The organism is Marilutibacter maris, assembly GCF_006546735.2.
Lineage (GTDB): Bacteria > Pseudomonadota > Gammaproteobacteria > Xanthomonadales > Xanthomonadaceae > Marilutibacter > Marilutibacter maris.
Map to the genome: position 1 here is coordinate 17,945 of NZ_VICD02000165.1, position 25,127 is coordinate 43,071.

Annotated in this window: 24 protein-coding genes; 7 read left to right on the top strand and 17 right to left on the bottom strand. The window is 69.5% G+C overall.

Features of this window, described 5'->3' with window-relative positions; all coding sequences use genetic code 11:
* Positions 1-7 precede the first annotated feature (7 nt).
* Entirely contained in the window at positions 8-1,516 is a 1,509-nt protein-coding gene (locus tag FKV24_RS10155; protein ID WP_111265743.1) for a M20 family metallopeptidase, read from the bottom strand.
* A gap of 307 nt (positions 1,517-1,823) precedes the next feature.
* Here FKV24_RS10155 and FKV24_RS10160 point away from each other — a divergent pair, with 307 nt between their 5' ends.
* Positions 1,824-2,165, top strand: coding sequence for a ComEA family DNA-binding protein (locus FKV24_RS10160; RefSeq protein WP_141482300.1), 342 nt, complete (start codon positions 1,824-1,826; stop codon positions 2,163-2,165).
* Positions 2,166-2,434: 269 nt separating this feature from the next.
* Entirely contained in the window at positions 2,435-3,067 is a 633-nt protein-coding gene (locus FKV24_RS10165; RefSeq protein WP_141482301.1) for a HutD/Ves family protein, read from the top strand.
* A 57-nt stretch (positions 3,068-3,124) separates the two neighbouring features.
* On the opposite strand, the gene FKV24_RS10170 is transcribed toward FKV24_RS10165, so the two are convergent.
* The 15 genes from FKV24_RS10170 to FKV24_RS10240 all read right to left on the bottom strand — a co-directional run bounded on the left by FKV24_RS10170 (position 3,125) and on the right by FKV24_RS10240 (position 18,423).
* Positions 3,125-4,801, bottom strand: coding sequence for a flavodoxin domain-containing protein (locus tag FKV24_RS10170; protein ID WP_211371840.1), 1,677 nt, complete (start codon positions 4,799-4,801; stop codon positions 3,125-3,127).
* On the bottom strand, positions 4,798-5,859 hold the full coding sequence (locus tag FKV24_RS10175; RefSeq protein ID WP_141482302.1) for an FAD:protein FMN transferase: 1,062 nt from the start codon (positions 5,857-5,859) through the stop codon (positions 4,798-4,800). Before FKV24_RS10175 ends, FKV24_RS10170 begins: the two co-directional genes overlap by 4 nt.
* Before the next feature lie 24 nt (positions 5,860-5,883).
* Positions 5,884-6,705, bottom strand: a complete 822-nt coding sequence (locus FKV24_RS10180; protein ID WP_141482303.1) for a DUF4198 domain-containing protein — start codon at positions 6,703-6,705, stop codon at positions 5,884-5,886.
* Between the two features lie 76 nt (positions 6,706-6,781).
* On the bottom strand, positions 6,782-7,297 hold the full coding sequence (locus FKV24_RS10185; RefSeq protein ID WP_111265749.1) for a DUF2271 domain-containing protein: 516 nt from the start codon (positions 7,295-7,297) through the stop codon (positions 6,782-6,784).
* A 61-nt stretch (positions 7,298-7,358) separates the two neighbouring features.
* Positions 7,359-8,000, bottom strand: a complete 642-nt coding sequence (locus tag FKV24_RS10190; protein WP_141482304.1) for a PepSY-associated TM helix domain-containing protein — start codon at positions 7,998-8,000, stop codon at positions 7,359-7,361.
* Positions 8,001-8,118: 118 nt separating this feature from the next.
* The gene (locus tag FKV24_RS10195; protein WP_111265751.1) at positions 8,119-8,811 is read right to left on the bottom strand and encodes a Fe2+-dependent dioxygenase; all 693 of its coding nucleotides are present in this window, start codon (positions 8,809-8,811) and stop codon (positions 8,119-8,121) included.
* 74 nt (positions 8,812-8,885) lie between these two features.
* On the bottom strand, positions 8,886-11,228 hold the full coding sequence (locus tag FKV24_RS10200) for a catecholate siderophore receptor Fiu (RefSeq protein ID WP_141482305.1): 2,343 nt from the start codon (positions 11,226-11,228) through the stop codon (positions 8,886-8,888).
* 272 nt (positions 11,229-11,500) lie between these two features.
* Positions 11,501-11,824, bottom strand: coding sequence for a Rieske (2Fe-2S) protein (locus tag FKV24_RS10205; protein ID WP_141482306.1), 324 nt, complete (start codon positions 11,822-11,824; stop codon positions 11,501-11,503).
* Between the two features lie 64 nt (positions 11,825-11,888).
* Positions 11,889-12,413: a GNAT family N-acetyltransferase gene (locus FKV24_RS10210; protein ID WP_141482307.1), complete on the bottom strand. Its 525-nt coding sequence runs from the start codon at positions 12,411-12,413 to the stop codon at positions 11,889-11,891.
* Between the two features lie 294 nt (positions 12,414-12,707).
* Complete coding sequence (locus FKV24_RS10215; RefSeq protein ID WP_141482308.1) at positions 12,708-13,964, bottom strand: cysteine desulfurase; 1,257 nt, start codon at positions 13,962-13,964, stop codon at positions 12,708-12,710.
* Positions 13,961-15,256, bottom strand: a complete 1,296-nt coding sequence (sufD, locus tag FKV24_RS10220; protein ID WP_141482309.1) for a Fe-S cluster assembly protein SufD — start codon at positions 15,254-15,256, stop codon at positions 13,961-13,963. Before sufD ends, FKV24_RS10215 begins: the two co-directional genes overlap by 4 nt.
* A gap of 1 nt (position 15,257) precedes the next feature.
* The gene (gene sufC, locus FKV24_RS10225; RefSeq protein WP_141482310.1) at positions 15,258-16,022 is read right to left on the bottom strand and encodes a Fe-S cluster assembly ATPase SufC; all 765 of its coding nucleotides are present in this window, start codon (positions 16,020-16,022) and stop codon (positions 15,258-15,260) included.
* 34 nt (positions 16,023-16,056) lie between these two features.
* Positions 16,057-16,458 (bottom strand): lysozyme inhibitor LprI family protein, encoded by a 402-nt coding sequence (locus tag FKV24_RS10230; RefSeq protein ID WP_111265757.1) that lies wholly within the window; start codon positions 16,456-16,458, stop codon positions 16,057-16,059.
* Positions 16,455-17,948 carry a Fe-S cluster assembly protein SufB gene (sufB, locus tag FKV24_RS10235; protein WP_249040987.1) on the bottom strand — a complete coding sequence of 498 codons (1,494 nt, stop codon included), beginning with the start codon at positions 17,946-17,948 and terminating at the stop codon, positions 16,455-16,457. Before sufB ends, FKV24_RS10230 begins: the two co-directional genes overlap by 4 nt.
* 19 nt (positions 17,949-17,967) lie before the next feature.
* On the bottom strand, positions 17,968-18,423 hold the full coding sequence (locus FKV24_RS10240; protein WP_141482311.1) for an SUF system Fe-S cluster assembly regulator: 456 nt from the start codon (positions 18,421-18,423) through the stop codon (positions 17,968-17,970).
* Between the two features lie 173 nt (positions 18,424-18,596).
* Here FKV24_RS10240 and FKV24_RS10245 point away from each other — a divergent pair, with 173 nt between their 5' ends.
* The 4 genes from FKV24_RS10245 (at position 18,597) to FKV24_RS10260 (ending at position 23,690) form a co-directional block, all read left to right on the top strand.
* The gene (locus FKV24_RS10245) at positions 18,597-19,100 is read left to right on the top strand and encodes an SET domain-containing protein (RefSeq protein WP_111265759.1); all 504 of its coding nucleotides are present in this window, start codon (positions 18,597-18,599) and stop codon (positions 19,098-19,100) included.
* A 155-nt stretch (positions 19,101-19,255) separates the two neighbouring features.
* Positions 19,256-20,056: a 3-hydroxybutyrate dehydrogenase gene (locus FKV24_RS10250; RefSeq protein ID WP_141482312.1), complete on the top strand. Its 801-nt coding sequence runs from the start codon at positions 19,256-19,258 to the stop codon at positions 20,054-20,056.
* Between the two features lie 15 nt (positions 20,057-20,071).
* The gene (locus FKV24_RS10255) at positions 20,072-21,241 is read left to right on the top strand and encodes a DUF3734 domain-containing protein (protein ID WP_141482313.1); all 1,170 of its coding nucleotides are present in this window, start codon (positions 20,072-20,074) and stop codon (positions 21,239-21,241) included.
* Positions 21,242-21,425: 184 nt separating this feature from the next.
* Positions 21,426-23,690 (top strand): DUF5916 domain-containing protein, encoded by a 2,265-nt coding sequence (locus FKV24_RS10260; protein WP_141482314.1) that lies wholly within the window; start codon positions 21,426-21,428, stop codon positions 23,688-23,690.
* A 29-nt stretch (positions 23,691-23,719) separates the two neighbouring features.
* On the opposite strand, the gene FKV24_RS10265 is transcribed toward FKV24_RS10260, so the two are convergent.
* Positions 23,720-24,160 (bottom strand): putative toxin-antitoxin system toxin component, PIN family, encoded by a 441-nt coding sequence (locus FKV24_RS10265; RefSeq protein WP_141482315.1) that lies wholly within the window; start codon positions 24,158-24,160, stop codon positions 23,720-23,722.
* A 99-nt stretch (positions 24,161-24,259) separates the two neighbouring features.
* Between FKV24_RS10265 and FKV24_RS10270 the strand changes: the two genes are divergently transcribed.
* Positions 24,260-24,850: a carboxymuconolactone decarboxylase family protein gene (locus FKV24_RS10270; RefSeq protein WP_111265763.1), complete on the top strand. Its 591-nt coding sequence runs from the start codon at positions 24,260-24,262 to the stop codon at positions 24,848-24,850.
* Positions 24,851-25,127 lie beyond the last annotated feature (277 nt).

Sequence of the window (25,127 nt, forward strand, 5' to 3'; positions counted from 1 at the left end):
GGGGCGGTCAGCAGCAGCCGTGGTCGCCGTGACGGTCGCCGCTGTCGGGGGCGACCGCGGCGCCGGTGGTCTCGCCGCGCTGGCCGGCCAGGTGATGCTCGGCGATCACCCGGGCGACGCAGGCGGTGACCTTCTTGCCCATCGGGATGTGCAGGAACTCGTTCGGACCGTGCGCGTTGCTGTGCGGGCCGAGTACGCCGGTGATCATGAACTGCGCGCCGGGGAATTTCTCGCCGAGCATGCCCATGAACGGAATCGAGCCGCCTTCGCCCATGTACATCGCCGGCGCGTCGTAGAACTCGCGGCTGGCGGCGTCGATCGCCTTGTCCAGCCACGGCGACATCGCCGGCGCGTTCCAGCCGGCGGAGGCCTTTTCGAGTTCCAGCGACACCCGGGCGCCGTTGGGCGGGTCGCGCAGCAGCGCGTCGCTGAGAAGCTCGCCGGCCTGGCGGCCGTTGAGCGTCGGCGGCAACCGCAGCGACAGCTTGACCGCGGTATGCGGGCGCAGCACGTTGCCGGCCGAGTCCAGCGACGGGATGCCGCCAATGCCGGTGACCGACAGCGCCGGCCGCCAGGTGCGGTTGAGCACCAGCTCGGCAAGGTCGTCGCTCATCGGCACCAGGCCGTCGACCAGGGGGAACTTGTCGTAGACCGCGGTGCCGAGCACCTCGGCGGCGCGACGGGCCTGCTCCAGCCGCTCGGCCGGGATCTCCACGTGCAGGCCGTCCAGGGTGATCCGGCCGCTGTGTTCGTCCTCGATCCGCGACAGCAGCTGGCGCAGCACGCGGAAGCTCGACGGCACGATGCCCGACGCGTCGCCGGAGTGCACGCCCTCCTCGAGCACCTTGACCGTCAGGTTGCCGCCTGCCAGCCCGCGCAGCGAGGTCGTGCACCACAGCTGGTCGTAGTTGCCGCAGCCCGAGTCCAGGCACACCACCAGCGACGGTTTGCCGATGCGGTCGGCGAGGTGGTCCACGTAGGCGGGCAGGTCGTAGCTGCCGGACTCCTCGCAGGCCTCGATGACGATCACGCAGCGCGCATGCGGCAGCTTCTGCTCCTGCAGCGCCTTGATCGCGGTCAGCGAGCCGAAGATCGCGTAGCCGTCGTCGGCGCCGCCGCGGCCGTACAGGCGGTCGCCGCGCAGGACCGGCTTCCACGGGCCCAGGTCGTCGTCCCAACCGGTCATTTCCGGCTGCTTGTCGAGGTGGCCGTACAGCAGCACGCAGTCGTCGTCGCTGCCACCGTTGGCGGCCGGGATGTCGATGTAGATCAGCGGCGTGCGGCCTTCCAGCCGGACCACCTCCATCTGCATGCCGGGGATGTTCTGGGCGCCGGCCCAGGCGGTCATCAGCTTGACCGCGTCCTCCATGTAGCCATGCGCCACCCAGTCGGCATCGAACATCGGCGACTTGTTCGGGATGCGGATGTACTCGACGAGCTGCGGAACGATCTCGTCGTCCCACTTGCCGCCGACGAAGTTCTCGATGACGGAGGGATCGATGGGGCTGGTATCCATTGGGGGACCTCTGAACCGGGTGAACCGCCATTTTAGCGCCTGGGGCGGGTCCGGCCCGGCGGCGCCGAGTGCCGAAGCCGGGCAAATGGCCTGGCGGGGCGACGGTGCGGGGCGTCCGTGCCGGCGGGCCTAGGAAATTTCCTAGGTCGGGTCGGGAGATTTCCCGGCTGTGTTCCGGCAACTGCGCCGATACTCTGGCTCCAGGCGTCTGGGGAGACTGGTCCTGCCGCCGGACCCGCAGGGATTGGCCGTGGTCCGGAAGGCAATCAAGGACGTTCCGCAAACAGCCAACGAGAAAGGACCTCATATGAAATCCTTCCAACAGATCATGAAATCCGTCGCCCTCGCCCTGCTGCTGGTCGGCAGCGTGCTGACCGCCACCGCGGCCGCCAGCGAGAAGGTCGACATCAACACCGCCGACGCGGCCACCCTCGACCGGGTCCTGATCAATGTCGGACCGGCCAAGGCCGAGGCCATCGTCGAGTACCGCGAGGCCAATGGGCCGTTTCGCAGCGTCGAGCAACTGGCCCTGGTCAGCGGCATCGGACTGAAGACGGTCGAGAAGAACCGCGACCTGATCATGGTGGGCTACGCGGCACCGCGGCGCCCCGCCACCGGCGCGGCGCGCTCGAGTCCGGGCCGCAACTGAGCGTCAACCGGAATCGCATGGCCGGCCCGCATGGATGCGGTCACCGGACACCGTCAGGCACGGACGTCTGGCGGAATCGGGGTCAGGCCCCCGGACAGGGAAGTGCACCGCCCGCGGCGGAGGGAGTCGTCGCGGGCGGTTTTTTTCGTGGCGGTGTGCCGGCGTCGGCGAGGCGCTCCGCCCCTGGCCGGTCGTCGATGCGTTCCAGCGCTGATCCCGGCGTGGGCGGCGGCGGGACGCGGAGCGGCCTGCACCGATAGACTGCGCAGATGGATTCCGCTTCCGTCATCGGCAACATCGCCAGGGTCATTCCGTCGTTCGCATACGACCGGATCCGTTGGCGCAACGGTCTGGGCTGGACCCGGGAGGTCGCGCAAGGGCGGCTGGAGTCCGCTTCCCCGGTGGCCGAAGCGCGGCCCTCGGATGCGTGGGACTGGCGACTGTCGATTGCCGAGATCGACGCCGAAGCGCCGTTCTCCCGGTTCGACGGCATCGAGCGCGAACAGATGCTGCTGTCCGGCGAGGGCCTGCGCCTGCATGGAGACGGCATCGAGCAGGAGCTGAGACCTCCGCATCAGCGCTGGCGGTTCCGCGGCGAGGACGCGCTGGTCGGCAGTCCGCTCGACGGCCGTGTCGAGGTCGCCAACCTGATGTGGCGGCGCGAACGGGTCGACACCACGTCCTGGCACCGGCCGCTGGTGGGGCCGATGGTGATCTTCATCGAGCCGGGCAGCACCTGGCTGGTGCATCTGATCGCCGGCCAGGGCATGTTCGCCGACGCGTCAGGACTGGGACGGATAGAGGCGGGCGACACCGCGGTGCTGCCGGCGGGCGCCACGCGTCTGCGGCATGTGCTGGAGGGCGGCGGCGAGGCCTGGCTGATGCGTCTGCAGCCGCGCTGAGCGCTCCATTGCGGCGACGCGGGAGACTTCCGCCGCGGCCCCGAGGGGCGTCCCGTATCAGTAGACGTCGCGGCGGTAGCGGCCGGTCTCGATCAACTGGTCGACCGCCTCGTCGCCGAGACAGTCGCGCAGCACCGTGTCCACGCCCGGCGCCATGCCCTGCAGGCTTCCGCAGACATGGATCGCGGCGCCAGCGGCGATCCACTCGCCCAGGCGCTCGCGCTGCTCGCGCAAACGGTCCTGCACGTAGCGCTCGGGACCATGCGCCTGGCCGGAAACGGCGGTGCCGTCGCGCGAGAACGCCAGGTCGAGATGGTCGAGCCAGCCCTGCGCCTGCCATTGGCGCAACTCGTCGCCGAAGTGCAGGTCGTGGCGGCGCTGGCGCTCGCCGAACAGCAGCCAGTTGCGGGCGTGCCCGCGTTCGATCCGCGCCTGCAGCAGGGCGCGCAGGCCGGCCAGGCCGGTACCGTTGCCGATCAGGATCAGCGGGCGATCGTCGTCGTGCAGGTGGAAGGCGCGATTGCTGCGGATGCGCAGGGCGATGGGGTCGCCGATGCGCGCATGTTCGCTCAGCCAGCCGCTGCCGCTGCCCAGGCGCCCGTCGGGATGGCGCATCTGCCTGACCAGCAGGCGCAGATGGCCTTCGCCGGGTGTCGATGCGATCGAGTACTCGCGATGCGGCAGTGGCTGCAGGCCCTCGGCCACGCGCTGGGCATCGAGGCCTTCGACGTCGGCCGGCGCCGGCAGCTGCGAGCCGGCCAGACGCTCGCGCAGCGATAGCGTGGTTGCGTCGACCTCGGTCGCGGCGTCGCCGTCGACGCCGGCCATTGCCAGCCAGGCGTCGATGTCGGCGTCGGCATGGCAGGGACCGATCTCGGCGATGTCGCCGGCGCTCCAGTCGAGCAGGGCCGGGTCGTCCGGCTGCAGGCGGATCTCGAACGCGGGCCCGCCAAGGCTGCCCGGATTCAGGTGACGGCGCGCGCGCAGGCGCCACCGCTGGTAGGCCGGACGGCTCCAGTCGGGCAGATCGGTGCGCCCGGTGAGCTGGCCCAGATGCTGCTGCCACAGGCGCAGCGCGCCGGCATCGCCGTTGTCGACCTCGATCATGTCGAACAGCGGATGGGCGTGGCTGTGGCGCAGCCAGCCGTCGAGGCGATGGCCGAACGCGCAGTACGCGTCGTACTCGCGATCGCCCAGCGCGAGCAGGCCGTAGCGCAGCGAGCCCAGTGCGGCTTCGCGGTCGAGGGTGCGGCGCACGAACGGCAGTGCCGGGTCCGGCGGGTCGCCTTCGCCGGTGGTGCTGACGATGAACAGCGCCTGTGACGTGGCGGCCAGGGTCTCGGCATCGAGCCGGCCCAGCGGCACCAGACGCACGCGCTGGCCGGCCGCCTGCAAGGCCTCGACGCTCAGCCGGGCCAGTTGCTCGGCGTAGCCGGTCTGGCTGGCATGGGCGACCAGCCAGTCGACGGGACCGTCGACCATGCCCGCGGTCGCGGCGGCGTCCGCGCTCTGCCGCAGGCGGCGCGTGAGCACGATGGCGCCGGTGAACCCCGCCCACAGCCCGAACACGATGCCGGCGAACCACCAGCGGCCCGGCCCCGGATCGCGCCACTGCATCGGCTCGACCTGCCAGCGCGTCGCCAGCACCGCGACCGCGATCAGCGCGACCAGCACCAGTGCATTGCCGATCGGGCCGGCGTCGATCCGGCGCCGGCGGGGGACGGTCGCGGTCATGGCTGCAACTGCCGCTCGAACGCGGGCGTCATCCGTCGCTGGAATCCGTCGCCGTCGTGGACGAAGAACAGCACCGCCAGCCCGCGTTCGACCGCGTAGCGGTAGCCGGCGTCCGGGCCGAGCACGGTCAGCGCGGTGGCCAGCGCGTCGGCCTGCATGCACGAGGTGTGCAGCACGGTGACCGAGGCCATGCCGTGGGTCACCGGGCGTCCGCTGCGCGGATCGATGGTGTGCGAGAAGCGGCCCTGCCCGGTCTCGAAGTAGTGCCGGTAGTCGCCAGAGGTCGCCACCGCGAGGTCGTCCGGTTCCAGCACGATGCCGGACAGCTGCGGCCGTTCGTCGCCGGATGCCGGGGCATCGCGGCGATCGTCCGGTGCCGGCTGCTCGATGCCGACCCGCCAGGGCAGGCCGTCGGGCTTGCGCCCACGGGCGCGCAGCTCGCCGCCGACCTCGACCAGCCAGGCTTCGCTGCCGGTGCCGTCGAGATAGCCGGCGACGCGATCGACGCCATAGCCCTTGGCGATCGACGACAGATCCAGGTACAGCCCGCCGGGCTGGGCGACGGTGCGGGTGCGGCGGTCCAGGGCCAGGCGCTGCCAGCCGCTGCGGGCCATGACCCCGGCGATCGCCGCGTCGTCGGGTGGGGCGCTGCGTTCGCCGTCCGGGCCGAAGCCCCACAGGTTGACCAACGGCCCGACGGTGGGGTCGTAGGCGCCGCCGGTGTCGGCGGCCAACGCCAGCGCCGCGTCCAGCACCTCGAAGAAGGCTGCCGGCAGGCCGTGCACGCTGCCCGCGTCGGCGCGGTTGAAACGGCTGATGTCGCTGCCGTCCTCCCAGGTGCTCATCTGCGCGACGACCTCGTCCAGCTGCGCCTGGATGCCGGCCCGCAACCGCGCGGGCTCGGCGTCCGACACCACCCGGACCTGCCAGGTGGTGCCCATGGTGCGGCCCGACAGCTCATGCAGGCGCGCCGCTGCGGCGATCTGCGGCAACAGCAGCAGGACGAGCAGCAGGCCACCTGGCAGCAGGCCGCTCAGCGGCCGGTCGAGTCTGGGCATGACGGGACGCATGCGGCGCGCGATTTACAGCGGCAGCACTTCGAAGGTCGCCACGTAGCTGGCGCGGCGCTCGCCGGCCTGCGGCAGTGTGGTCTTGCCGTCGCTGTGGCTGGCCTCCAGCCAGTACATGCCGGCCTGCGGCCAGGTCACCGAGAACCGGCCCTGGGCGTCGGTGGTCGCCTGGATCTCGTCCTGCTGGTTCCGGTAACGGGTCGCGCCGGGCACGATCTCCACGCCCAGGCCGGCGGCGGGCTGGCCGTCGAGCAGCAATTGGAAGGTCGCCGACTCGCCGGCGTAGAGGTCGTTGGGGTGGGTGACCGGGGCCAGTTCCAGGCCGCGGCCGCTGGGCTTGAACACGGCGGTGTCCGGCTGGCCGACGGTGACGAAGGTTTCGACCCGGCCCAGGCTCTCGGAAGCCTTGACCTCGGTCGCACCGGCCGGGATCCCGCCGGCGAAGTCCTCCGCGCGTCCGCGCCAGCGGCGGTTCTCGCCGTCGAGCTTGTAGCTGGCGAACATGCCGTGGTTGACCATCGCGATCCGATAGGTGCCTTCCTGCGCCAGTTCCAGGTCGAAGGTGCTGCGCAGCTTGCCGGTGCTGCCGTTTTGCGGCTGCATCGTGCTGCCGTCCGGCGCGGTGACCTGCAGCCGCTCCAGCGGCAGCGGCAGGTGGTTGAAGTAGAACAGGTCGTTGGAGACCGCGGCATCGACGGTCATCCAGGCGCCCTTCTCCGAGAACACCGTCTGCGAGGGCTGCAGCCAGGCCTTGTGGGCGAGCGCGGCGGGCGCGGCGACCAGGGTCAGGGCGGCGGTGAGGGCGGCGGTGAGGGTGGCGCGACCGAGTTTCATCGAAGGCTCCTTGAACGACCGGCGGGCATGTCCGCCGACTGGGGTGATTGGGTGATCGGGGTACGCGGCGGCGGCGTCAGGGCTTGAGCGACAGCCGGACCAGGCCGAGCTCGCTGCTGCCGCGCGCCTGCTGCTGCGATGCGCTGGCGGCCGGCCAGGTGAAGGGAATGCTGACGACCTCGCGGCCCCCGACTTCGCGTGCGGCTTCGACGACGAGGGTGTAGTTGCCCGGAGCCAGGTCGGCCAGCGGCTTGCGCGCGCTGTCGAAGCTGACCTGGTGCTGGCCGACCGGACGGGTCGCGCCGCTGACGCCGTCGACCGGCATCCGCAGGGTGCGGCCGCTGCGCCGCCACCATTGGCGCATGTCCTTCAGCCACTTGGTGCCCTCGTTGTCGCGCATGTCGACGTCGTACCAGACCGCCAGGTTGGCGGCGACGCTGTTGTCGGGGCGCTCGATCCAGATCGCCACGTAGGGCCGGTGGTACTCGGCGACGTTGAGGCGCGGCACCTCGACGGTGATGTCCATGTCGGCGGCGGCGGCCGCGAACGGGGAGAGCAGGGCGAGCGTCAGGGCCAGGCGGGGAAGCGTCATCGTCGACTCCGGAGATGGGGATTGGTGCCGGCATGCGGCCGGCGGCCAGGAAGGGAACGCGTCAGTGCATGAAAAGGATGACAAGCACGACCGGGACCGCGAGGCCGGCGGCGACCAGCGGCCAGGTCGCGCCGCGCTGGCGCGCGTGCAGTTGCAGCAGCCACAGGCCGGTCAGCGCGAACAGCAGGCAGGCGATCGCGAAGATGTCGATGAACCAGCGCCATACCGGGCCGGTGTTGCGGCCCTTGTGCAGGTCGTTGAGCCAGGCGATGGTGCCGCGGGTGGTCAGTTCGTATTCGACGCCGCCGCTGTCGCGGTCGATCGCCAGCCAGGCGTCGCCACCGGGGCGTGGCAGCGACACGTAGACCTCGCCGTCGGACCATTCGGCCGCGCGTTCGTCGATGCGGATGCCCAGCTCGCTGTCGAGCCAGCGGCGCACGCCATTGGGCAACGGCGCGTCGCTGGCGGTCTCGCCCTGCAGGCTCTTGAGCACGCTGGCCGGCAGGGTGCCGTTGCGGCTGGAGACGCTGGGCTCGGCCTCGATCTGGGCGGCGTGATTCAGGGTGATCCCGGTGACCGTGAACAGCAGCAGGACGACCAGGCTGAGCGCGGCGCTGATCCAGTGCCACTGGTGCAGGGTGCGTAGCCAGTAACCGCGGCGCTGCTGGGCAGCGGCCAGGTCGGCATGGGTCGATGGGCTCAAGCGGGACGGTCCGGTGATCGGATCAGGGGCCCGGCATTACAGCAGAAATGAGAATGACTCGCAATTCCGAGTCTGGCGACATGCGATGCCGCCGGCCGGCTCCAGCGGGGCCGCCGCGCTACGGCTCGCTCCAGCGTCGCAGCAGGTTGTGGTAGACGCCGGTGAGGCGCAGCAGGTCCTCGCGATCGGCGTTGGCGGCGGTCAGCGACTGGATCGAACGGTCCATCTCCAGCAGCAGGCGCCGCCGGGTCTCGTCGCGGACCAGGCTCTGGACCCAGAAGAACGAGGCCAGCCGCTCGCCGCGGGTGACCGGCTCGACCCGGTGCAGGCTGCTCGACGGATAGACGATCAGGTCGCCGGCCGGCAGCTTCACCTCGTGTTCGCCGTAGGTGTCGTGGATGACCAGTTCGCCGCCGTCGTAGTCGTCGGGATCGTTGAGGAACAGCGTGCAGGACACATCGCTGCGCAGGAAACCGGTCGCCTGGCCGGCCGACGCCGCCAGCGCCATCACCGCGCCGTCGACATGGAAGCCGTACTGGCCGCCGCCGCGGTAGCAATTGAACCGCGGCGGCAGGGTGCGCGCCGGCAGCACGCTGGCGAAATACAGCGGATTGCGCGCCAGCGCGGCGAGGACCTGCTCGCCCAGCCGGTGGCGCAGCGCGGAGTCGTCGGCCAGCTGCAGGTTCGATTTGACCTGGGCGCCCTGCGCACCGACCGTGGCGCGGCCGTCGATCCACTCAGCGCCGGCCAGGGCGTCGCGCATCGACGCGACCTCGGCGGGCGTCAGGACATCGGGGATGTGCATCAGCATGGTCGTTGCTCCAGACGACGACGCCTCCCCGGGGATGGGGAGGCGTCGCGCTTCGTCGTGCCTGGCGTTCCGGCTCAGAAGCGGTAGTTGACGGTCAGCAGTGCGCTGCGCGGCTGGCCCGGGGTGTAACGGTAGCCGCTCTTGTTGATCGCCGCGACATACTCTTCGTCGAACAGATTGTAGACGTTGAGGCGGACGTCCCACTGCTCGCTGAAGCGGTAGCTTGCCACCGCGTCGAACACCCAGTAGTCGTCGGTATGGGTCGGGGTGCCGATCGCGCCGTCGGCGCCGCGGGTCAGGCCGCCGTTGTAGCGGGCGCCGCCGCCGAGCATCAGGCCGGACGCGAACTGGTAGCTGGTCCAGGCGGTGAACGCGCGGTCGGGGGTGTAGGCCAGGTCGCGGGAACCGTTGCTGGTGACCGGCGGGCCCTCGACGACCTCGGTGTCCATGGTCGTGAAGCCGGCGGAGACCGACCAGGCCTCGGTGATCTGGCCGACCGCGCTGATCTCGATGCCGCGGACCCGCTTCTCGCCGTTCTGGTAGTACTGCTGGTCGACCGGATCCTGCACGATCTCGTTCTCGATCCGGGTGTCGTACAGCGCCGCGGTGATCATCAGGTTGTCGTCGGCCAGGTTCCACTTGGCGCCGATCTCGCCGGTACGCGCTTCCTGCGGGTCGAACACCGGATTGTTGGCGTTGTTGGCCGAAGCGCTCAGCTCGAGGTTGCTGCCGCCCGGCGGCTGCTGCGAGATCGCGTAGTTGGCGTAGAGGCTGGAGTCGGCGGTCGGCTTGAACAGCGCGCCGACCTTCCAGTTGAACAGGGTGTCGGAGGTCTTCGCATTGACGTGGGGCAGGACCGTGCCGGTGGGCTGGCCGTCGCAGTCCGGGCCGCGGCGGGTACCGCAGGCGGCGAGGCTGCTGAACTCGGTGTCGTAGCGGTCGAAGCGCAGGCCGCCGTTGAGCTGCCAGCGCTCGCCGAACTTCAGGGTGTCGAAGAAGTAGACGGCGACGGTGTCGGTACGGCCATCGCTGTCGGCGCCGGTGCGGCCCCAGCGCAGGCCGCCCACGTTCGGGCTTGGGTCGTAAAGATTGGCGTCGGGCCAGGTGGTGCCGTCGAGCGCACCGATGCCGTCGTTGTCGACCTCCTCGCGGATCAGCTCGATGCCGGTGCTGAAGTCGTGCTCGACCGCGCCGGTGCGGAAGCTGCCGGTCAGGCTGGTCTGGTTGGTGGCGATCGTGTAGCGCTGGTCCTTGAACGTCGGCAGGTTGCGGGTGATCGTCCAGCCCGACGGGTCGGCGAGATCCGGGGTGGTGATGTTGACGTCGCGGACCATGAAGGCGGTCAGCATGTATTCCTGGTGGCTGCGGCCCCAGCGGGTGGTGTTGCGCAGCACCATGTCGTTGTCGAACTGGTGCTCGACCGCCAGCGTCAGCATGTCGGCGGTGACGTCGTCGAAGTCGGACAGGGTGCCGTAGAAGTTCGACGAATCGACGCGCGGCGCCTGGCCGATTTCGGGCCGGGTCGGGTCGGGGCTGGTGTAGCCGGGCAGGCCGACCGTCGGCACGCCGCCGTCGGGCAGATTGTCCTGCTGGACGTGCATGAGGTCGACATAGACCCGGGTGTTGCCATCGAGGCCGAAGCCCAGCGAGGTGGCGAGGCCCCAGCGGTTCTGCTCGATGGTGTCGCGCCCTGGCACGTCGCTGTCCTGGGCCATCAGGTTGATGCGGAAGGCGTTGCCGCTGCCGAAGGTCTGGTTCCAGTCGGCGGTGGCGCGGGTCTGGCTGTCGCTGCCGATCGACAGCGAGGTGTGGGTGCTGTCGCCGAGGAAGGGGCGCTTGGTGACGAGGTTGACCGAGCCGGTGGGCGAGCTGCGTCCGGTGTCGGTGCCGGCCGGGCCCTTGGTGACCTCGATCTGCTCGATGTTGAACACGTCGCGGGTGATCGAGCCCAGATCGCGGACACCGTCGACGAAGATGCTGCCGGAGGTATCGAAGCCGCGCATGTAGATCGCGTCGCCGGTGGTGGTGTTGCCGTTCTCGCCGACGTAGAAGGTGCCGACGCCGGGGCTGTTGCGCAGCGCCTCGGTCAGCGAGGTCGCGCCCTGCTCGTTGAACAGGTCGCTGCCGATCACGTCGATGGTCTGGGTGGTGTCGAGCAGCGGCTGGGTGAACTTCGGCGAGGAGACCGTATCGGCGCCGTAGCGCTTGACCCGATGGCCGTGGACCTGGACCTCGTCCAGGGTGGTCGCATCGGCGGCGCCCATGCCGGCGTCGCCCGAGGGGGCGGCATGCGCCGCGATCGGGGCGGCCAGTGCCAGGCTGGTCGCCAGCGTGGCGACCCCCAGATGGCGGCCAGCGGCCGAATCCTGCGGGCGGGAGGAGCGGATGGGGTGCTTGCGGCTCTTGATGTGATTCATCGAACTTCCGTCATGAATACACCCGGTCCAGACGGGGCCGGGCGTGTCTGCAAAGGGTTTCAGGACGGAGTGCCGGTTTCGGGGCAGGGCCGGTTCGGGGCGGACCCGTGGCTGCGGACAGCCCGTCGAGGGCTGCTATTTAAACGCAAGCAAGAATGATTCGCAATTGCTTCATCGTCTGGCCGGTGCCGGCGGCCGGGCGCGCGTGTCCCGCCGGGGACCGGAGCGGAGAGGCGGAAACGGTTGCGGCGCCGCCGATCGCGGCGGCGGGTTCAGTCGCGGTCGTCGCGGGTCCAGACCAGGCCGTCCTCGACCTTGGTCGGGAACTTCACCACCGGCGTGTAGGCGGGCGGATTCAGGCAGCGGCCGTCGCGTACGTCGAACTTCGACCCGTGCAGCACGCACTCGATCGTCGCCTCCTCGCCGTCGAAGGGGCCGGCCGACAGCTCGAAGTCCTCGTGCGAGCACTTGTCCTCGAGCGCGTAGTAGTCGCCGTCGTAGTTGACGACCAGGATCGGGGTGTCGCCGTCCCAGGCCACGGTCGATTCGCCGGGGAGCAGTTGCGATGTGGCGCAGACGCTGATCCAGTCGCCCATGTACGGTGTCTCGCGAGTTCGGGGGCTTGGCGCATTCGCGGCGCCGGCTGCCGGGAGGCCCAGCTTACAGCGGCTTCTCGAGTATTTCGAAGCGCAGGTCCGGGCGCTTGGGGATGCCGAAGCGCTCGTCGCCGTACGGGAACGGCTTCTTGATCCCGGTACGCCGGTAGCCGCGGCGCTCGTACCAGGCGATCAGCTCGTCGCGCACGTCGATCACCGTCATCCGCATCGTCGCCAGGCCCAGGTCCTCGCGCGCCAGGCGCTCGGCCTCGGTCAGCACGATCCGGCCCAGCCCGCCGCCCTGTGCGGTCGGGGCCACCGAGAACATGCCGAAGTAGCCGGCGCCGTCCTGTTCGGCAACATGCGCGCAGGCGATCAGCGCGTCGTCGCGGTGGGCGAGCAGGATGCGACTGCGCGGGCGGACGATGTCCTCGCGCAACACCTCCGGGTCGATGCGGTTGCCGTCGAGCAGGTCGGCTTCGGTGGTCCAGCCGGCGCGGCTGGCGTCGCCGCGGTAGGACGAGGTCACCAGCTCGACCAGGGCGGGAATGTCGGCCTCGGTCGCGAGGCTGAAGGTCAGTGCGTGCATGGCGGAATATTACCGGTGTCGACGCTTCCGTAGGAGCGGCGTAAGCCGCGATTCCCTGGCCGCGCCCGGGAATCCCCAAAGTTTGCTGCGCAAACCTTGGGCCCCGCCGTTGCGCTGCCACACCCCCATTCGCGCTGCGCGCGAATCGCCCCCTGACTCAGGGGGCTGGGGGGATGAGGCGGACGATTGCTCTTCGTAGGAGCGGCGTAAGCCGCGATGGAGCTTTCACCGTATCGTCCGATCGCGGCTTACGCCGCTCCTACGAAGGCAAAGCGCCTTGGGAAACAGGGAGGCCTACACCAACAGCCGGCGGACCTTGTCGATCGCCGCGGCGAAGGCGTCGATCTCCTCGAAGGTGTTGTAGAAGGCGAGCGATGCGCGGCAGGTCGCCGGGACCCCGAAGTGCTGCATCAGCGGGTGCGCGCAGTGGTGGCCGGAGCGGATCGCCACGCCCTCCAGGTCGAGCAGGGTCGCCAGGTCGTGGGCGTGCGCGCCCTCGACCAGGAAGCTGATCACCGCCGCCTTTTCCTTCGGCGCGCCGAAGATGCGCAGGCCGTCGATCGCCGACAGCGCCGCGGTCGCGTAGTCCAGCAGCGCCTGTTCGCGCGCCTCGATCCGTGCCATCCCCAGCGCCGACAGATAGTCCACCGCGGTGCCGAGGCCGACGAAGCCGGCGATGTTCGGGGTGCCGGCCTCGAACTTGTGCGGCGGATCGTTGAACACGGTGCCCTCGAAGCGGACCTCCTTGATCATCTCGCCGCCACCGATGAACGGCGGCATCGCCTCCAGGTGCTCGCGGCGCGCCCACAGCACGCCGGTGCCGGTGGGGCCGCTCATCTTGTGGCCGGTCAGCGCATAGAAGTCGCAGCCGATCGCGGCGATGTCGAGCGGGCGGTGCGGCGCGGCCTGGGAGCCGTCGACCAGGGTGACGATGCCGCGCCGGCGCGCTTCGCGACAGATCTTGCGGACCGGATTGACCGTGCCCAGCACGTTCGACACGTGGGTCAGCGCCAGCAGTTTCACCTCCGGGGTGAGCAGGGCGCGCAGGCCTTCGAGGTCGAGGTCGCCGCGATCGTCGAGTTCGGCGACCTTGATCGTGGCGCCGGTGCGCTGGGCGACCAGCTGCCACGGCACGATGTTGGCGTGGTGCTCCATCCGGGTCAGCACGATCGCGTCGCCCGGGCCGAGCCGGGGCAGCGCCCACGAATAGGCGACCAGGTTGATCGCGAAGGTGGTGCCGCTGCACAGCACCAGTTCGTCGGCGCGGACGTTGAGGAACTTCGCCAGCTTGCCGCGCGTGCCCTCGTAGGCTTCGGTCGCCTCAGTGCCGAGCGCATGCACCGCGCGGCTGACGTTGGCGTTGTGGCGGCGGTAGAAATCGTCGACCGCCTCGATCACCGATGCCGGCTTCTGCCCGGTGTTGGCCGAATCCAGGTAGATCAGCGGCTTGCCGTGGACCTCGCGGGTCAGCACCGGGAAGTCGGCGCGGACCTTCGCCCAATCGACCGTGGTCGCCGGGTCTGCGGGCAGCGGGGCGGACGGAACGTTCATGCGGTCTCCAGTCGGTCCAGCGCGGCGTCGAGCCGGGCAGCCAGCGCCTCGCGCAGTGCGGTGTCCTCGATCACCGTCAGGGTCTCGCGGCAGAACGCGCGGGTCAGCAGGGCGCGCGCCTGCGCCGCCGGCACGCCGCGGCTGCGCAGATAGAACAGCGCGGTCGGGTCGAGCTGGCCGACGGTGGCGCCGTGCGCGGCCTGGACCTCGTCGGCATGGATTTCCAGTACCGGCTGGCTGTCGATCTCGGCGCCGTCGCTGAGCAGAAGGTTCTTGTTCGACAACGCGGCCTCGACGCCGTCGGCGCCTTCGCGGATCACGATGCCGCCGTGGAAGGCCGCCTTCGAGCGGCCGGCGCCGAGTCCGCGCCAGGTGAGCTCGCAGCGGCTGTCGCGACCGGCATGGTCGATGCCCAGGCGGGTGTCGAGATGGCGCTTGCCGGTGGCCAGCAGCACGCCATTGGCCTGGGCGACGGCGCGTTCGCCGTGCAGGGCGATATTCAGTTCATGACGGCTCAGCGCGGCCCCCAGTTCGAGGTCGATGCGCTGGTAGCGGGCCTCGCGCGCCAGCACCGCGTCGGTACGCGAGATCGCGGTGGCGCCGGCCTCCTCGTCCTGCACGCGCGCATGCACCAGATGCGCGCGCGCGCCGAGGTGGGCGTGCAGCAGGCCGTTGCCGAGATGACGGTGGGCGCCGCTGCCCAGATGGTGTTCGACCACGGTCAGCGCCGCGCCCTCGCGCAGTTCGATCAGGTGACGCAGGTGCCAGGCACGGTCGCTGTCGGAGGTTGCGCCGACGAACACCAGATGCAGCGGTGCGGCGACGGACACGCCGGCCTCCACGCGCACCACCGCACCCTCGGCCGCCAGCGCGGCATTGAGGCGGGCGAAGACCTCGTCGCCGCGCTCGAAGCGGCGGGCGAGGAAATTGACCTCGCGCGCGTCGCCGCCGGCCAGGGCCTGCGACAGCGGTGCGACCGTGAAGCCGTCCGGCAGGCCGGCGACGTCGCTGTGGGCCTCGTCGAGGCGCCCGTTGACGAACACCAGCCGCGGCGACGGAATCGCTTCCAGCAGGGCCGGATCGATGTCGGCGACGGTCCCGTCGGCGGCGGCGAACGCGCGCCGTTCGAGCGCGCGCAGCGGTGTGTATTTCCAGGCTTCGACGCGCGCGTGCGGCATGCCGTCGCGCAGCGCGGCCTCCAGCGCGGCGGCACGGCTCTCGCCCAGGCCGGCGGCATCGCGCGCCGGCAGGGCCTGGAAGGCGTCGCGGAAGGAGTCGAGCAGGGCGGTCATCTCAGGCACCCGCTTCCGGCGCGATCCGGTCCTTGAGCCAGGCATAGCCGTGCTGCTCCAGCTCCATCGCCAGCTCGGGGCCGCCGGTCTCGACGATGCGGCCGTCGGCCAGCACGTGGACCACGTCGGGCTTGATGTAGTCGAGCAGGCGCTGGTAATGGGTGATCACCAGGAACGCGCGCTCCGGCGAACGCAGGGCGTTGACGCCCTCGGCGACGGTCTTCAGCGCGTCGATGTCGAGGCCGGAATCGGTCTCGTCGAGGATCGCCAGCCTGGGTTCCAGCAGCGCCAGCTGGAAGATCTCGTTGCGCTTCTTCTCGCCGCCGGAGAAGCCCTCGTTGACGCCGCGGTGCAGCAGTTCGTCCTTCAGGTGCAGCACCGCCAGCTTCTCGCGCACCAGCTTGAGGAACTGCATCGAATCCAGCTCGGCCTCGCCGCGCGCCTTGCGCTGGGCATTGAGGGCGGTGCGCAGGAAATAGGTGTTGTTCACCCCCGGGATCTCGACCGGGTACTGGAACGCCAGGAACACGCCGGCGGCGGCGCGCTCCTCCGGCTCCAGCGCGAGCAGGTCCTGATCGCCGAAGCTGACCGAACCGGCGGTGACTTCGTAGCCCTCGCGGCCGGCCAGGATGTTGCCCAGGGTGGACTTGCCGGCGCCGTTGGGGCCCATGATGGCGTGCACCTGGCCGGGCCGCAGCTCCAGCGACAGGCCCTTGAGGATTTCGCGTCCGCCGATGGAGGCGTGGAGGTTTTCGATCTTGAGCATGGAGTTCGCTTCGCGGGTCATTCGTGGGGCGGCCTCAACGGCCGTTGTCGTCGAGCCAGTGCTCGCGCAGGTAGCGGGTACGCTCGCGGGTCATCCGGGTCTTGGCCTCGGCGCGTTCGAGCGGGTAGATCGAGCCGTACTCGATCCTCGGGTCGACGCCATCGGCGACCGGGAACAGCGCATCGAGATCGGCGTCCCGCAGCTGGATCCACAGGCGCTGGGCATCGCGCAGCTTCTGCGCGAACAGCGCATCGTCGGGACGGCTGGCGAGCACCTGGCGATAGACGCGGTTGAGTTCGGCGTCGTCCTCGGCCAGGGCGTCGAAGGCGCAGGCGTTCATTTCCTGCTGGCTGCCCGCGGGATCGCAGACCGGTTGCTGGGCCGCTGCCAGGCCGGGCAGCGCGAGCAGGGCGATGGCCAGGCTGCGGCGGATCATCCGACCGAGCCCTCCAGCGAGACTTCCAGCAGCTTCTTGGCCTCGACCGCGAACTCCATCGGCAGCTCGCGGAACACGCTCTTGCAGAAACCGTCGACGATCATCGACACCGCGTCCTCCTCGCCGATGCCGCGCGAGCGGCAGTAGAACAGCTGGTCCTCGCTGATCTTGGAGGTGGTCGCCTCGTGCTCGACGGTCGCGGTGGGCTGCTTGACCTCGATGTAGGGGAAGGTGTGCGCGCCGCACTTCTTGCCGATCAGCAGGCTGTCGCACTGGGTGTGGTTGCGCGCGGCGACCGCGCCCTTCTCGACCTTGACCAGGCCGCGGTAGGTGTTCTGGCCGCGGCCGGCGCTGATGCCCTTGCTGATGATCTTGCTCTTGGTGCGGGCGCCGACGTGGATCATCTTGGTGCCGGTATCGGCCTGCTGGCGGTGATGGGTCAGCGCGACCGAGTAGAACTCGCCGACCGAGTCGTCGCCCAGCAGCACGCACGAGGGGTACTTCCAGGTGATCGCCGAACCGGTCTCGACCTGGGTCCAGCTGACCTTGCTGCGGGCGCCACGGCACTCGGCGCGCTTGGTCACGAAGTTGTAGATGCCGCCGCGGCCTTCCTCGTCGCCCGGATACCAGTTCTGCACGGTCGAGTACTTGATCTCGGCGTCCTCCAGCGCGACCAGCTCGACCACCGCCGCATGCAGCTGGTTCTCGTCGCGCATCGGCGCGGTGCAGCCTTCCAGGTAGGACACGTAGGCCTTGTCCTCGCACACGATCAGGGTGCGCTCGAACTGGCCGGTGTGGCCGGCGTTGATGCGGAAATAGGTGCTCAGCTCCATCGGGCAGCGCACCCCGCGCGGAATGAACACGAAGCTGCCGTCGGAGAACACCGCCGAGTTCAACGCCGCGAAGAAGTTGTCGCCGGTCGGCACCACGCTGCCCAGATACTGGCGGACCAGCTCGGGATGCTCGGCGATGGCCTCGGACATCGAGCAGAAGATGATGCCCTTCTCGGCCAGCTCCTTGCGGAAGGTGGTGCCGACCGAGACCGAGTCGAATACCGCGTCGACCGCGACGCCTGCCAGCTTGGCGCGCTCGTGCAGCGGCACGCCGAGCTTCTCGTAGGTGTCGAGCAGCTCCTGCGGCACCTCGTCCAGCGAGTTGTACTTCGGGCCCTTGGGCGCGCTGTAGTAGCTCAGCGCCTGGAAGTCGATGGCGGCGATCTGCAGCTTGGCCCAGTTCGGCATCGGCATCGTCAGCCAGTGCCGGTACGCCTGCAGGCGCCACTCGGTCATCCACTCCGGCTCGTTCTTGCGCGCGGAGAGCTGGCGGATGATGTCCTCGTCCAACCCCGGCGGCAGGCTGTCGGATTCGATGTCGGTGACGAAGCCGGCGTCGTACTTGCGGCCCAGCCGCGCGTGGATGTCGCGGTTGGCTTCGGGCAGTGCGGCGTCGGGGGCTTCGGCACGCGTTTCGATGGTTGATTCGGTGGCCATGGGGCTGCCTACTGTCGGTTCATGCATTGGCGAGGCGCAGGTCGATGCGCTTCGGGTCGGGTGGTGGGGTCGCCGGCGGCGCCAGCATCTGCGCCAGGGTCACCTCGCGCAGCGCGGCGACCACCACGTCGTTGATGCGGCGCCAGTTCGCGCGCACGCCGCACTGGCTCTCGATCGTGCAGTTGCCGGCATGCACGCTGCACTCGGTCATGCCGAGCGGGCCTTCCATCGCCTCGACGACCTCGATCAGGCTGATCCGGTCGGCGGGGCGGGCCAGGCGGTAGCCGCCGTTGGCGCCGCGAAAGCCTTCGACCAGGCCCGCCTGCGCCAGCGGTTTGAGCACCTTGGCCACGGTCGGCGCCTCCAGGCCCGCGCGATCGGCCAGCTCCGACGCGCTGAGCACGTCGTCGGGGCAGGCTGCGAGCGCGGTCAGGACGACCGTCGCGTAGTCGGTGAGCTTGGTGACGCGGAGCATGTGGGGGCGGCGCTCGTTAATCCGTACCGGAATTGTACGGATTTGGCGCGGGCAGGCCAAGGGCGGTCACCTCCGGCGTTCAGGCCCGGCGCCCCCGGGACCGCGGGCAGGGCGCATTGGCCGTTGTCATGCGATCCGGGTCAGAATGGCCGGGAGCCAACCCGGGAGTCCCCATGCCAAGCAAGATTGTCGCCCGCCGTTCCCAGATCCACGGCAACGGCGTGTTCGCGAAGGAACCGATCAGCAAGGGCGAGCGCATCGTCGAGTACAGGGGCACGCTGCGGACCCACGAGGAGGTCGATGCCGGCGATACCGGCGACGTCGGGTCCGGCCATACCTTCCTGTTCACCCTCAACGACGAGTACGTGATCGACGCCAACGTGCGCGGCAACATCGCGCGCTGGATCAACCACAGCTGCAAGCCCAACTGCGAGGCGATTCTCGACGAGGACGAGGGCGACGACCGGCGCAAGGACAAGGTCTTCATCGAGGCGGTCCGCGACATCGAGCCGGGCGAGGAGCTGTCCTATAACTACGGCATCACCCTGGCCGAGAAGCACACCAAGGAACTGAAGGCGATCTGGGCCTGCCGCTGCGGGGCCAAGAAGTGCACCGGCACGATGCTGCAGCCGAAGAAAAAGAAGAAGTCCGGCAAGAAGAAAAAGAAGAAGCATTGAGCGGCATGGCCGGCGGCGCGCCGCCTTTGTCCGATCGTGCAATGGCACGGTAACCGGGGCGGCCCCAGACTGATCGCCTGGCCGCCGCATCCGCGGCACGTCCCCCATCCGGCCTTCCCGCCGAGCAGGGAAGGAGAACCAGCGAGGAATCCGGCATGAAATCGATTGAGGGCAAGGTTGCGGTCGTCACCGGCGCCGCCAGCGGCATCGGCAGGGAGATCGCGCACGAGCTGGCGCGCGCGGGTGCGGCGGTGGTCATCGCCGATCTCAACCTGGACGGCGCGCAGGCCGTCGCCGATGCGGTCGCCGCCGCGGGCGGACGCGCGTTGGCGGTGGCGATGGACGTGACCGACGAGGATGCGGTCAACCGCGGCATCGCCGACGCGGTGCAGGCGCTCGGGCCGATCGACATCCTGGTCTCCAATGCCGGCATCCAGATCGTCAATCCGATCGAGCAGTACGGCTTCGCCGACTGGAGGAAGATGCTGGCGATCCACCTGGACGGCGCCTTCCTGACCACCCGCGCGGTGCTGCCGCACATGTACGCCGAGGGCGCCGATGGCAAGCCGCGCGGCGGCACGGTGATCTACATGGGCTCGGTGCACTCGCACCAGGCCTCCAAGCTCAAGTCCGCCTACGTGACCGCCAAGCACGGCCTGCTCGGGCTGTCGCGGACGCTGGCCAAGGAGGGCGGCGAGCGCGGCGTGCGCAGCCACGTGGTCTGCCCCGGCTTCGTACGCACCCCGCTGGTCGACAAGCAGATCCCGGAGCAGTCGAAGGAGCTGGGCATCAGCGAGGACGAGGTGATCCGCAACGTGATGCTCGGGCAGACCGTGGACGGCATCTTCACCACGGTCGAGGATGTCGCCCAGGCCGTGCGCTTCCTGTGCGAATTCCCCAGCGCGGCGCTGACCGGGCAGAGCCTGATCGTCAGCCACGGCTGGCACATGCAGTAGCGTCCGAGCGCCGCGATGGCCGCCGCGCGCGCCGAGCTGCCCGACAACGTCGCCCTGGTACTGCAGGGCGGGGGCGCGCTTGGTGCCTACCAGGCGGGCGTGTACCAGGGTCTGCACGAGGCCGGGGTGTCGCCGGCCTGGCTGGCCGGGATCTCGATCGGCGCGTTCAACACCGCGATCATCGCCGGTAATCCGCCGCAACGGCGTGTGGAAGCGCTGCGCGAGTTCTGGCAGACGATTTCCCAGCCCTACCTGTTGCCGACGACCACCCTGGGCCAGGAAGCGCGGCTGGAAGGGCTGGACGAGCATGCGCGGGCATGGCTGGATACCTGGGAGGCTTGGCGCGCCCTGGTCGAGGGCCAGCGCGGCTTCTTCCATCCGCGCGCCTGGTTCGCCGGTCTCGGCGGCCACAGCCCGTTCGATGCCGGCGGTCCCGGTGCCGCCAGCTGGTACGACACTGCGCCGATGATCCAGACCCTGGAGCGGATGATCGACTTCGACCGCCTCAACGATGGCGGCATCCGGGTGTCGGTCGGTGCGGTCAATGTCGCCAGCGGCAACCTGGAGTACTTCGACAACAGCCGGATGCGGCTGGACGCGCGCCATATCCTCGCGTCAGGTGCCTTGCCGCCGGCGTTTCCGGCGGTCGAGATCGACGGCCGCCACTACTGGGACGGTGGACTGGTCTCCAATACGCCGCTGTCCTATGTGCTGTCGGACCCGCGCCGCGCCGATACCCTGGTGTTCCAGGTCGACTTGTGGAGCGCGCGCGGCGATCTGCCGCAGAATCTGCTGGACGTGGCCGAGCGGCAGAAGGAGATCCAGTACTCCAGCCGGACCCGGATGATCACCCGCATGCAGCGGGTTGACCAGCACTACCGGCGGCTGCTGCGCGAACTGCTGGAGGTCGTGCCCGAGGCGGTGCGTGAGTCCAATCCGTGGGCGAAACATGCCGCCGAGCTGGCCTGCGGCAACCGCATCACGGTGATCCAGCTGATCTACCGCGAGCGCGCCCGGATTGGTCACTTCAAGGACTACCAGTTCGGCCGCGTCGCCCTGCGCGAACATTGGCATTCCGGCCATGTCGACATCAACCGCGCGTTGGCCCACCCGCAGTGGTTGCGCTTGCCGACCGGCGAGGATGCCTTCGTCAGCCACGATGCGACCGCCGTGGAGTCGGACTAGGCGGACCGGGACGACCGGTCCGATCCACGACGCTCTGGAACGGATGGCCCCCGGGACGCTGCCGATCCGGACACGGATGCGCGACGGGGCCGCAAGGTTGCCATGACTTGTGCCAGTCGGGGATGGCGCCGGATACGCATAGCCTGTGCGCCGATTCCGCACAGCCCCCGCCCGGCCATCTCCCATGCTCCCCAGTTCGACCCGTCCCCGCGTCCGTCGTTTCCCGTTGTCGTGCTCGTTGTTCCCGTCGCTCCTGTGCGTCGCGCTGCCGGTCGCCGCGATCGAGGTCGATGGCCGCATCGACCCTGGCGAATGGCAGGGAGCCCGTCACGTCACCGGCTTCCGCAAGGTCCAGCCGCTGAACCTTGAGCCGGGCTCGCTGGCGACCGAGGCCTGGATCATGGCGACCCCGGACGGCCTGGCGATCGCGTTCCGCAATCCGCAGCCGCAATCGGTGACCTGGACCCGGCAGAAGGTCCAGCGCGACTTCAACGCCCAGGTCGACCGGGTCAACCTGATGGTCGATTTCGACGGCGACGGCCGTACCGGCTACAACTTCACCGTCGCCTCGACCGGCGGCGTGTCCGACTCGGTCATCACCAACGAGAACCAGTTCAACGACGACTGGGACGGCCACTGGCTGCACGCGGTGTCCGAGGACGGCGACGGCTGGTCGGTCGAGATGCTGATCCCCTGGTACATCGCGCCGATGCGCAAGGGCGAGAACGGCATGCGCACGATCGGCATCCAGCTCGACCGGGTGATCGGTTCGACCGGCGAGCGCATGGCCTGGCCGGGCGCGAGCTTCGAGCGGCCGCGTTACCTGTCCGAATTCGAGCCGGTCGAGGTCACCCAGTACAGCCAGTCGCTGCTGGCGATCACCCCCTACGTGTCCGGCCTGTACGACAACATCGGCGGTTCCAGCGACTTCGAAGGCGGCCTGGACCTGTTCTGGAAGCCCAACGGCCAGTTCCAGCTGACCGCGACCGTCAACCCCGACTTCGGCCAGGTCGAGAGCGACGACCTGGTGATCAACTTCAGCGCGACCGAGACCTTCATCAGCGACAAGCGCCCGTTCTTCACCGAGAACCAGGGCCTGTTCGAGTTCACCACGCCGTCCGACGACAGCCAGCTGCTGTATACCCGCCGGGTCGGCGGTCCGGCCGACGACGGCGACGGTGCCGGCGACATCGATGCCGCGATCAAGCTCAACGGCAGCCTGGGCGGCACCAAGTACGGCGTGTTCCTGGCCGAGGAGGCCGACGATGCCGGTCGCACCTTCGCCGCGCTGCGACTGGTGCGCGACTTCCAGGGGCAGAATCTGGGTGCGATGCTGACCCGGGTCGAGCGGCCGTTCCTGGATCGCGAGGCGACCGTGTTCGGTGTCGACCACAACTGGCGGCCGAGCGACCGGGTCAGCGTCGAGTCGCGCCTGATCGGCAGTCGCATCGACGACGACGGCGAGACCGAACGCGGCTCCGGCGGCAGTGTGTTCGTCAACTACGAAATGGACGCGGGCTGGCGCCAGCAGTGGTTGGCGATGCATTTCGGCGACACCCTGCAGATCAACGACTTCGGCTATCTGGCGCGCAACAACCTCAACTACGGCCACTGGCAGGTGCAGCGCCGCTTCACCGGTCTGGAGGAGACCTCGCGCTACAGCTCCAAGGACTGGCGCGCGCGGGTCAGCCACACCTCCAACGACCATGGCCAGAGGCTCAACGACCAGTTCCGGATCAGCCGCCAGAGCCAGCTGCGCGACGGCAGTTCCGAATACATGCAGTTGAACCTCAACTCCTCGGGCGTCAACGACCGGCTGACCCGCGGCAACGGCGTGATCGAGATGCCGGCCAACTTCAACAGCTACTTCGAGTATTCGCGGCCGCGCAAGGGCGACTGGGCCTGGCTGCTCTACGCCGACGTGTTCAGCGGCGGCCTGGCCGGCAACGACAAGGTCGGCTACGACTTCGAGTTCCGTCCGACCTATTTCGTCAGCGACGCCTTCAGCATCTACGGCGGGCTCTACTACGAGCGCATCCCGGACTGGCTGGTGTGGCAGCGCGACAACCTGGTCGGCGGCTTCGACGAGCGCAGCGTGCGACTGAAGGCGGGCCTGGACTGGACCATCGACACGCGCCAGGAGCTGAGGATCAAGTTGCAGGCGATCGGTCTGGACGCGGAGTTGCAGCAGGCCTGGCGCATCGACGGCAGTGGCCGCGCGGTCGCCAGCGCCGAGCCGGTTGACGACTTCAGCGTGCGCAACCTCGGCTTCCAGATCCGCTACCGCTACGAGCTGGCGCCGTTGTCGTACCTGTACGTGGTCTATGGCCGCGGCGGCTTCGACCTGACCCAGGATGCCGACGGTCCGTTCCCGGCGCTGGAGGACAGCTTCCAGTTGCGCGACGACGAGCAGTTCCTGGTCAAGCTGTCCTACCGCTTCGAGATCTGAGCGCCACGACCGGCAGCCATGCCGCGCGCTCAGTCAGCGCGCCAGGCCTCCGGCACCAGGATCCCGAACAGCCCTTCGCGGCGGGCGCGACGGTTCAAGCGCAGCAGCGCCTTGTCGCGACTGATCAGCCAGCGGGCGCCGCCGGCCAGGGCCAGTTCGAGGAACTTCTGGTCGTCGCGATCGCGGCATTGCGGCAGGAGCTCGGCGCCCGCTGGTGCGACCTCGACGATGCGGGCGCGGGCGTCGAATGCGGTCATCAGCGCCTCGCGTCGCGGCGGCGCCAGCGCCAGCAGCGGATAGCCCAGCACCCGTCGCCACTCTTCGCGGCAGGGCTCGCTGGTGATGGCCTCGAGCCGGCCTCCGGACAACGCGGCCTCGATGGCGGCGATGCGCGGGTCGGCGAACACCAGCAGGTCGAGCCAGGCATTGGTGTCGAGGACGATGCGCGCGGGGGCAGGGGGCGGGGCCATGGCGCAGAAGGCTACCAGCTGTGGCCGAGGTGACCGCGACTCGGGCCCTGGACCGGGGTGTAAGCTGCCGCTTCCTTCGTTGACAGGATGGAATGCGCGATGCCGCTGGTCGATCCCCTGCCCGCCGATAGCGATGCCGAAGTCGCCGAACTGGCGAAGTTCTTCAACGAGACCCTGGGCTTCTGCCCCAACAGCGTGCTGACGATGATGCGGCGGCCCGCGATCGCCAAGGCCTTCATCGGCCTCAACGTGGCGGTGATGCAGAACCAGGGCCGGGTCACCAGCGCGCTGAAGCGGCTGATCGGCTATGTCTCCAGCCATGCCACCGGCTGCCGCTACTGCCAGGCGCACACGATCCGCGCCGCCGAGCGCTACGGCGCCGAGGCGACCCAGATGGAGCATGTGTGGGAGTTCCGCAGCCACCCGGCGTTCAGCGAGGCCGAGCGGGTCGCGCTGGAGTTCGCCGTCGCCGCCTCGCAGGTCCCCAATGCGGTCGAGCCGGGCCTGCATGCGCGTCTGCGCGAGCACTGGGACGATGGCGAGATCGTCGAGATCCTCGGCGTGATCGCGTTGTTCGGCTACCTCAATCGCTGGAACGATTCGATGGCGACGACCCTGGAGGAGGGCGCCGAGGCGTCCGGGCGCCAGTGGCTCGCGCATGAGGGCTGGACGCGCGGCAAGCACGTCTGAGACTGTGGCGTGGAACCCGTAGGAGCGGCGTCAGCCGCGATCCCCGGGCCACGCCCGGGAATCCCCAAAGTTTGCTACGCAAACCTTGGGCCCCGCCGTTGCGCTTCCACACCCCATTCGCGCCTGCGGCACGAATCGCCCCCTGACTCAGGGGGGAACGATATCCGGCTGCGCGCGGATATCTCCCAAAGTTTGCTTCGCAAACCTTGGGCCCCGCCGTTGCGCTTCCACACCCCCATTCGCGCCTGCGGCGCGAATCGCCCCCTGACTCAGGGGG

Bases quoted from the DNA above. Each gene is read 5' to 3' on its own strand.
- sufC (WP_141482310.1), bottom strand. From the start codon at position 16,022: ATGCTCAAGATCGAAAACCTCCACGCCTCCATCGGCGGACGCGAAATC.
- FKV24_RS10155 (WP_111265743.1), bottom strand. From the start codon at position 1,516: ATGGATACCAGCCCCATCGATCCCTCCGTCATCGAGAACTTCGTCGGC.
- FKV24_RS10260 (WP_141482314.1), top strand. From the start codon at position 21,426: ATGCTCCCCAGTTCGACCCGTCCCCGCGTCCGTCGTTTCCCGTTGTCG.
- FKV24_RS10180 (WP_141482303.1), bottom strand. From the start codon at position 6,705: ATGAAACTCGGTCGCGCCACCCTCACCGCCGCCCTCACCGCCGCCCTG.
- FKV24_RS10255 (WP_141482313.1), top strand. From the start codon at position 20,072: ATGGCCGCCGCGCGCGCCGAGCTGCCCGACAACGTCGCCCTGGTACTG.
- FKV24_RS10170 (WP_211371840.1), bottom strand. From the start codon at position 4,801: ATGACCGCGACCGTCCCCCGCCGGCGCCGGATCGACGCCGGCCCGATC.
- FKV24_RS10210 (WP_141482307.1), bottom strand. From the start codon at position 12,413: ATGCACGCACTGACCTTCAGCCTCGCGACCGAGGCCGACATTCCCGCC.
- FKV24_RS10200 (WP_141482305.1), bottom strand. From the start codon at position 11,228: ATGAATCACATCAAGAGCCGCAAGCACCCCATCCGCTCCTCCCGCCCG.
- FKV24_RS10175 (WP_141482302.1), bottom strand. From the start codon at position 5,859: ATGCCCAGACTCGACCGGCCGCTGAGCGGCCTGCTGCCAGGTGGCCTG.
- FKV24_RS10270 (WP_111265763.1), top strand. From the start codon at position 24,260: ATGCCGCTGGTCGATCCCCTGCCCGCCGATAGCGATGCCGAAGTCGCC.
- FKV24_RS10250 (WP_141482312.1), top strand. From the start codon at position 19,256: ATGAAATCGATTGAGGGCAAGGTTGCGGTCGTCACCGGCGCCGCCAGC.
- FKV24_RS10160 (WP_141482300.1), top strand. From the start codon at position 1,824: ATGAAATCCTTCCAACAGATCATGAAATCCGTCGCCCTCGCCCTGCTG.
- sufD (WP_141482309.1), bottom strand. From the start codon at position 15,256: ATGACCGCCCTGCTCGACTCCTTCCGCGACGCCTTCCAGGCCCTGCCG.
- FKV24_RS10230 (WP_111265757.1), bottom strand. From the start codon at position 16,458: ATGATCCGCCGCAGCCTGGCCATCGCCCTGCTCGCGCTGCCCGGCCTG.
- FKV24_RS10265 (WP_141482315.1), bottom strand. From the start codon at position 24,160: ATGGCCCCGCCCCCTGCCCCCGCGCGCATCGTCCTCGACACCAATGCC.
- FKV24_RS10165 (WP_141482301.1), top strand. From the start codon at position 2,435: ATGGATTCCGCTTCCGTCATCGGCAACATCGCCAGGGTCATTCCGTCG.
- FKV24_RS10185 (WP_111265749.1), bottom strand. From the start codon at position 7,297: ATGACGCTTCCCCGCCTGGCCCTGACGCTCGCCCTGCTCTCCCCGTTC.
- FKV24_RS10240 (WP_141482311.1), bottom strand. From the start codon at position 18,423: ATGCTCCGCGTCACCAAGCTCACCGACTACGCGACGGTCGTCCTGACC.
- FKV24_RS10195 (WP_111265751.1), bottom strand. From the start codon at position 8,811: ATGCTGATGCACATCCCCGATGTCCTGACGCCCGCCGAGGTCGCGTCG.
- FKV24_RS10205 (WP_141482306.1), bottom strand. From the start codon at position 11,824: ATGGGCGACTGGATCAGCGTCTGCGCCACATCGCAACTGCTCCCCGGC.
- FKV24_RS10215 (WP_141482308.1), bottom strand. From the start codon at position 13,964: ATGAACGTTCCGTCCGCCCCGCTGCCCGCAGACCCGGCGACCACGGTC.
- FKV24_RS10245 (WP_111265759.1), top strand. From the start codon at position 18,597: ATGCCAAGCAAGATTGTCGCCCGCCGTTCCCAGATCCACGGCAACGGC.
- sufB (WP_249040987.1), bottom strand. From the start codon at position 17,948: ATGGCCACCGAATCAACCATCGAAACGCGTGCCGAAGCCCCCGACGCC.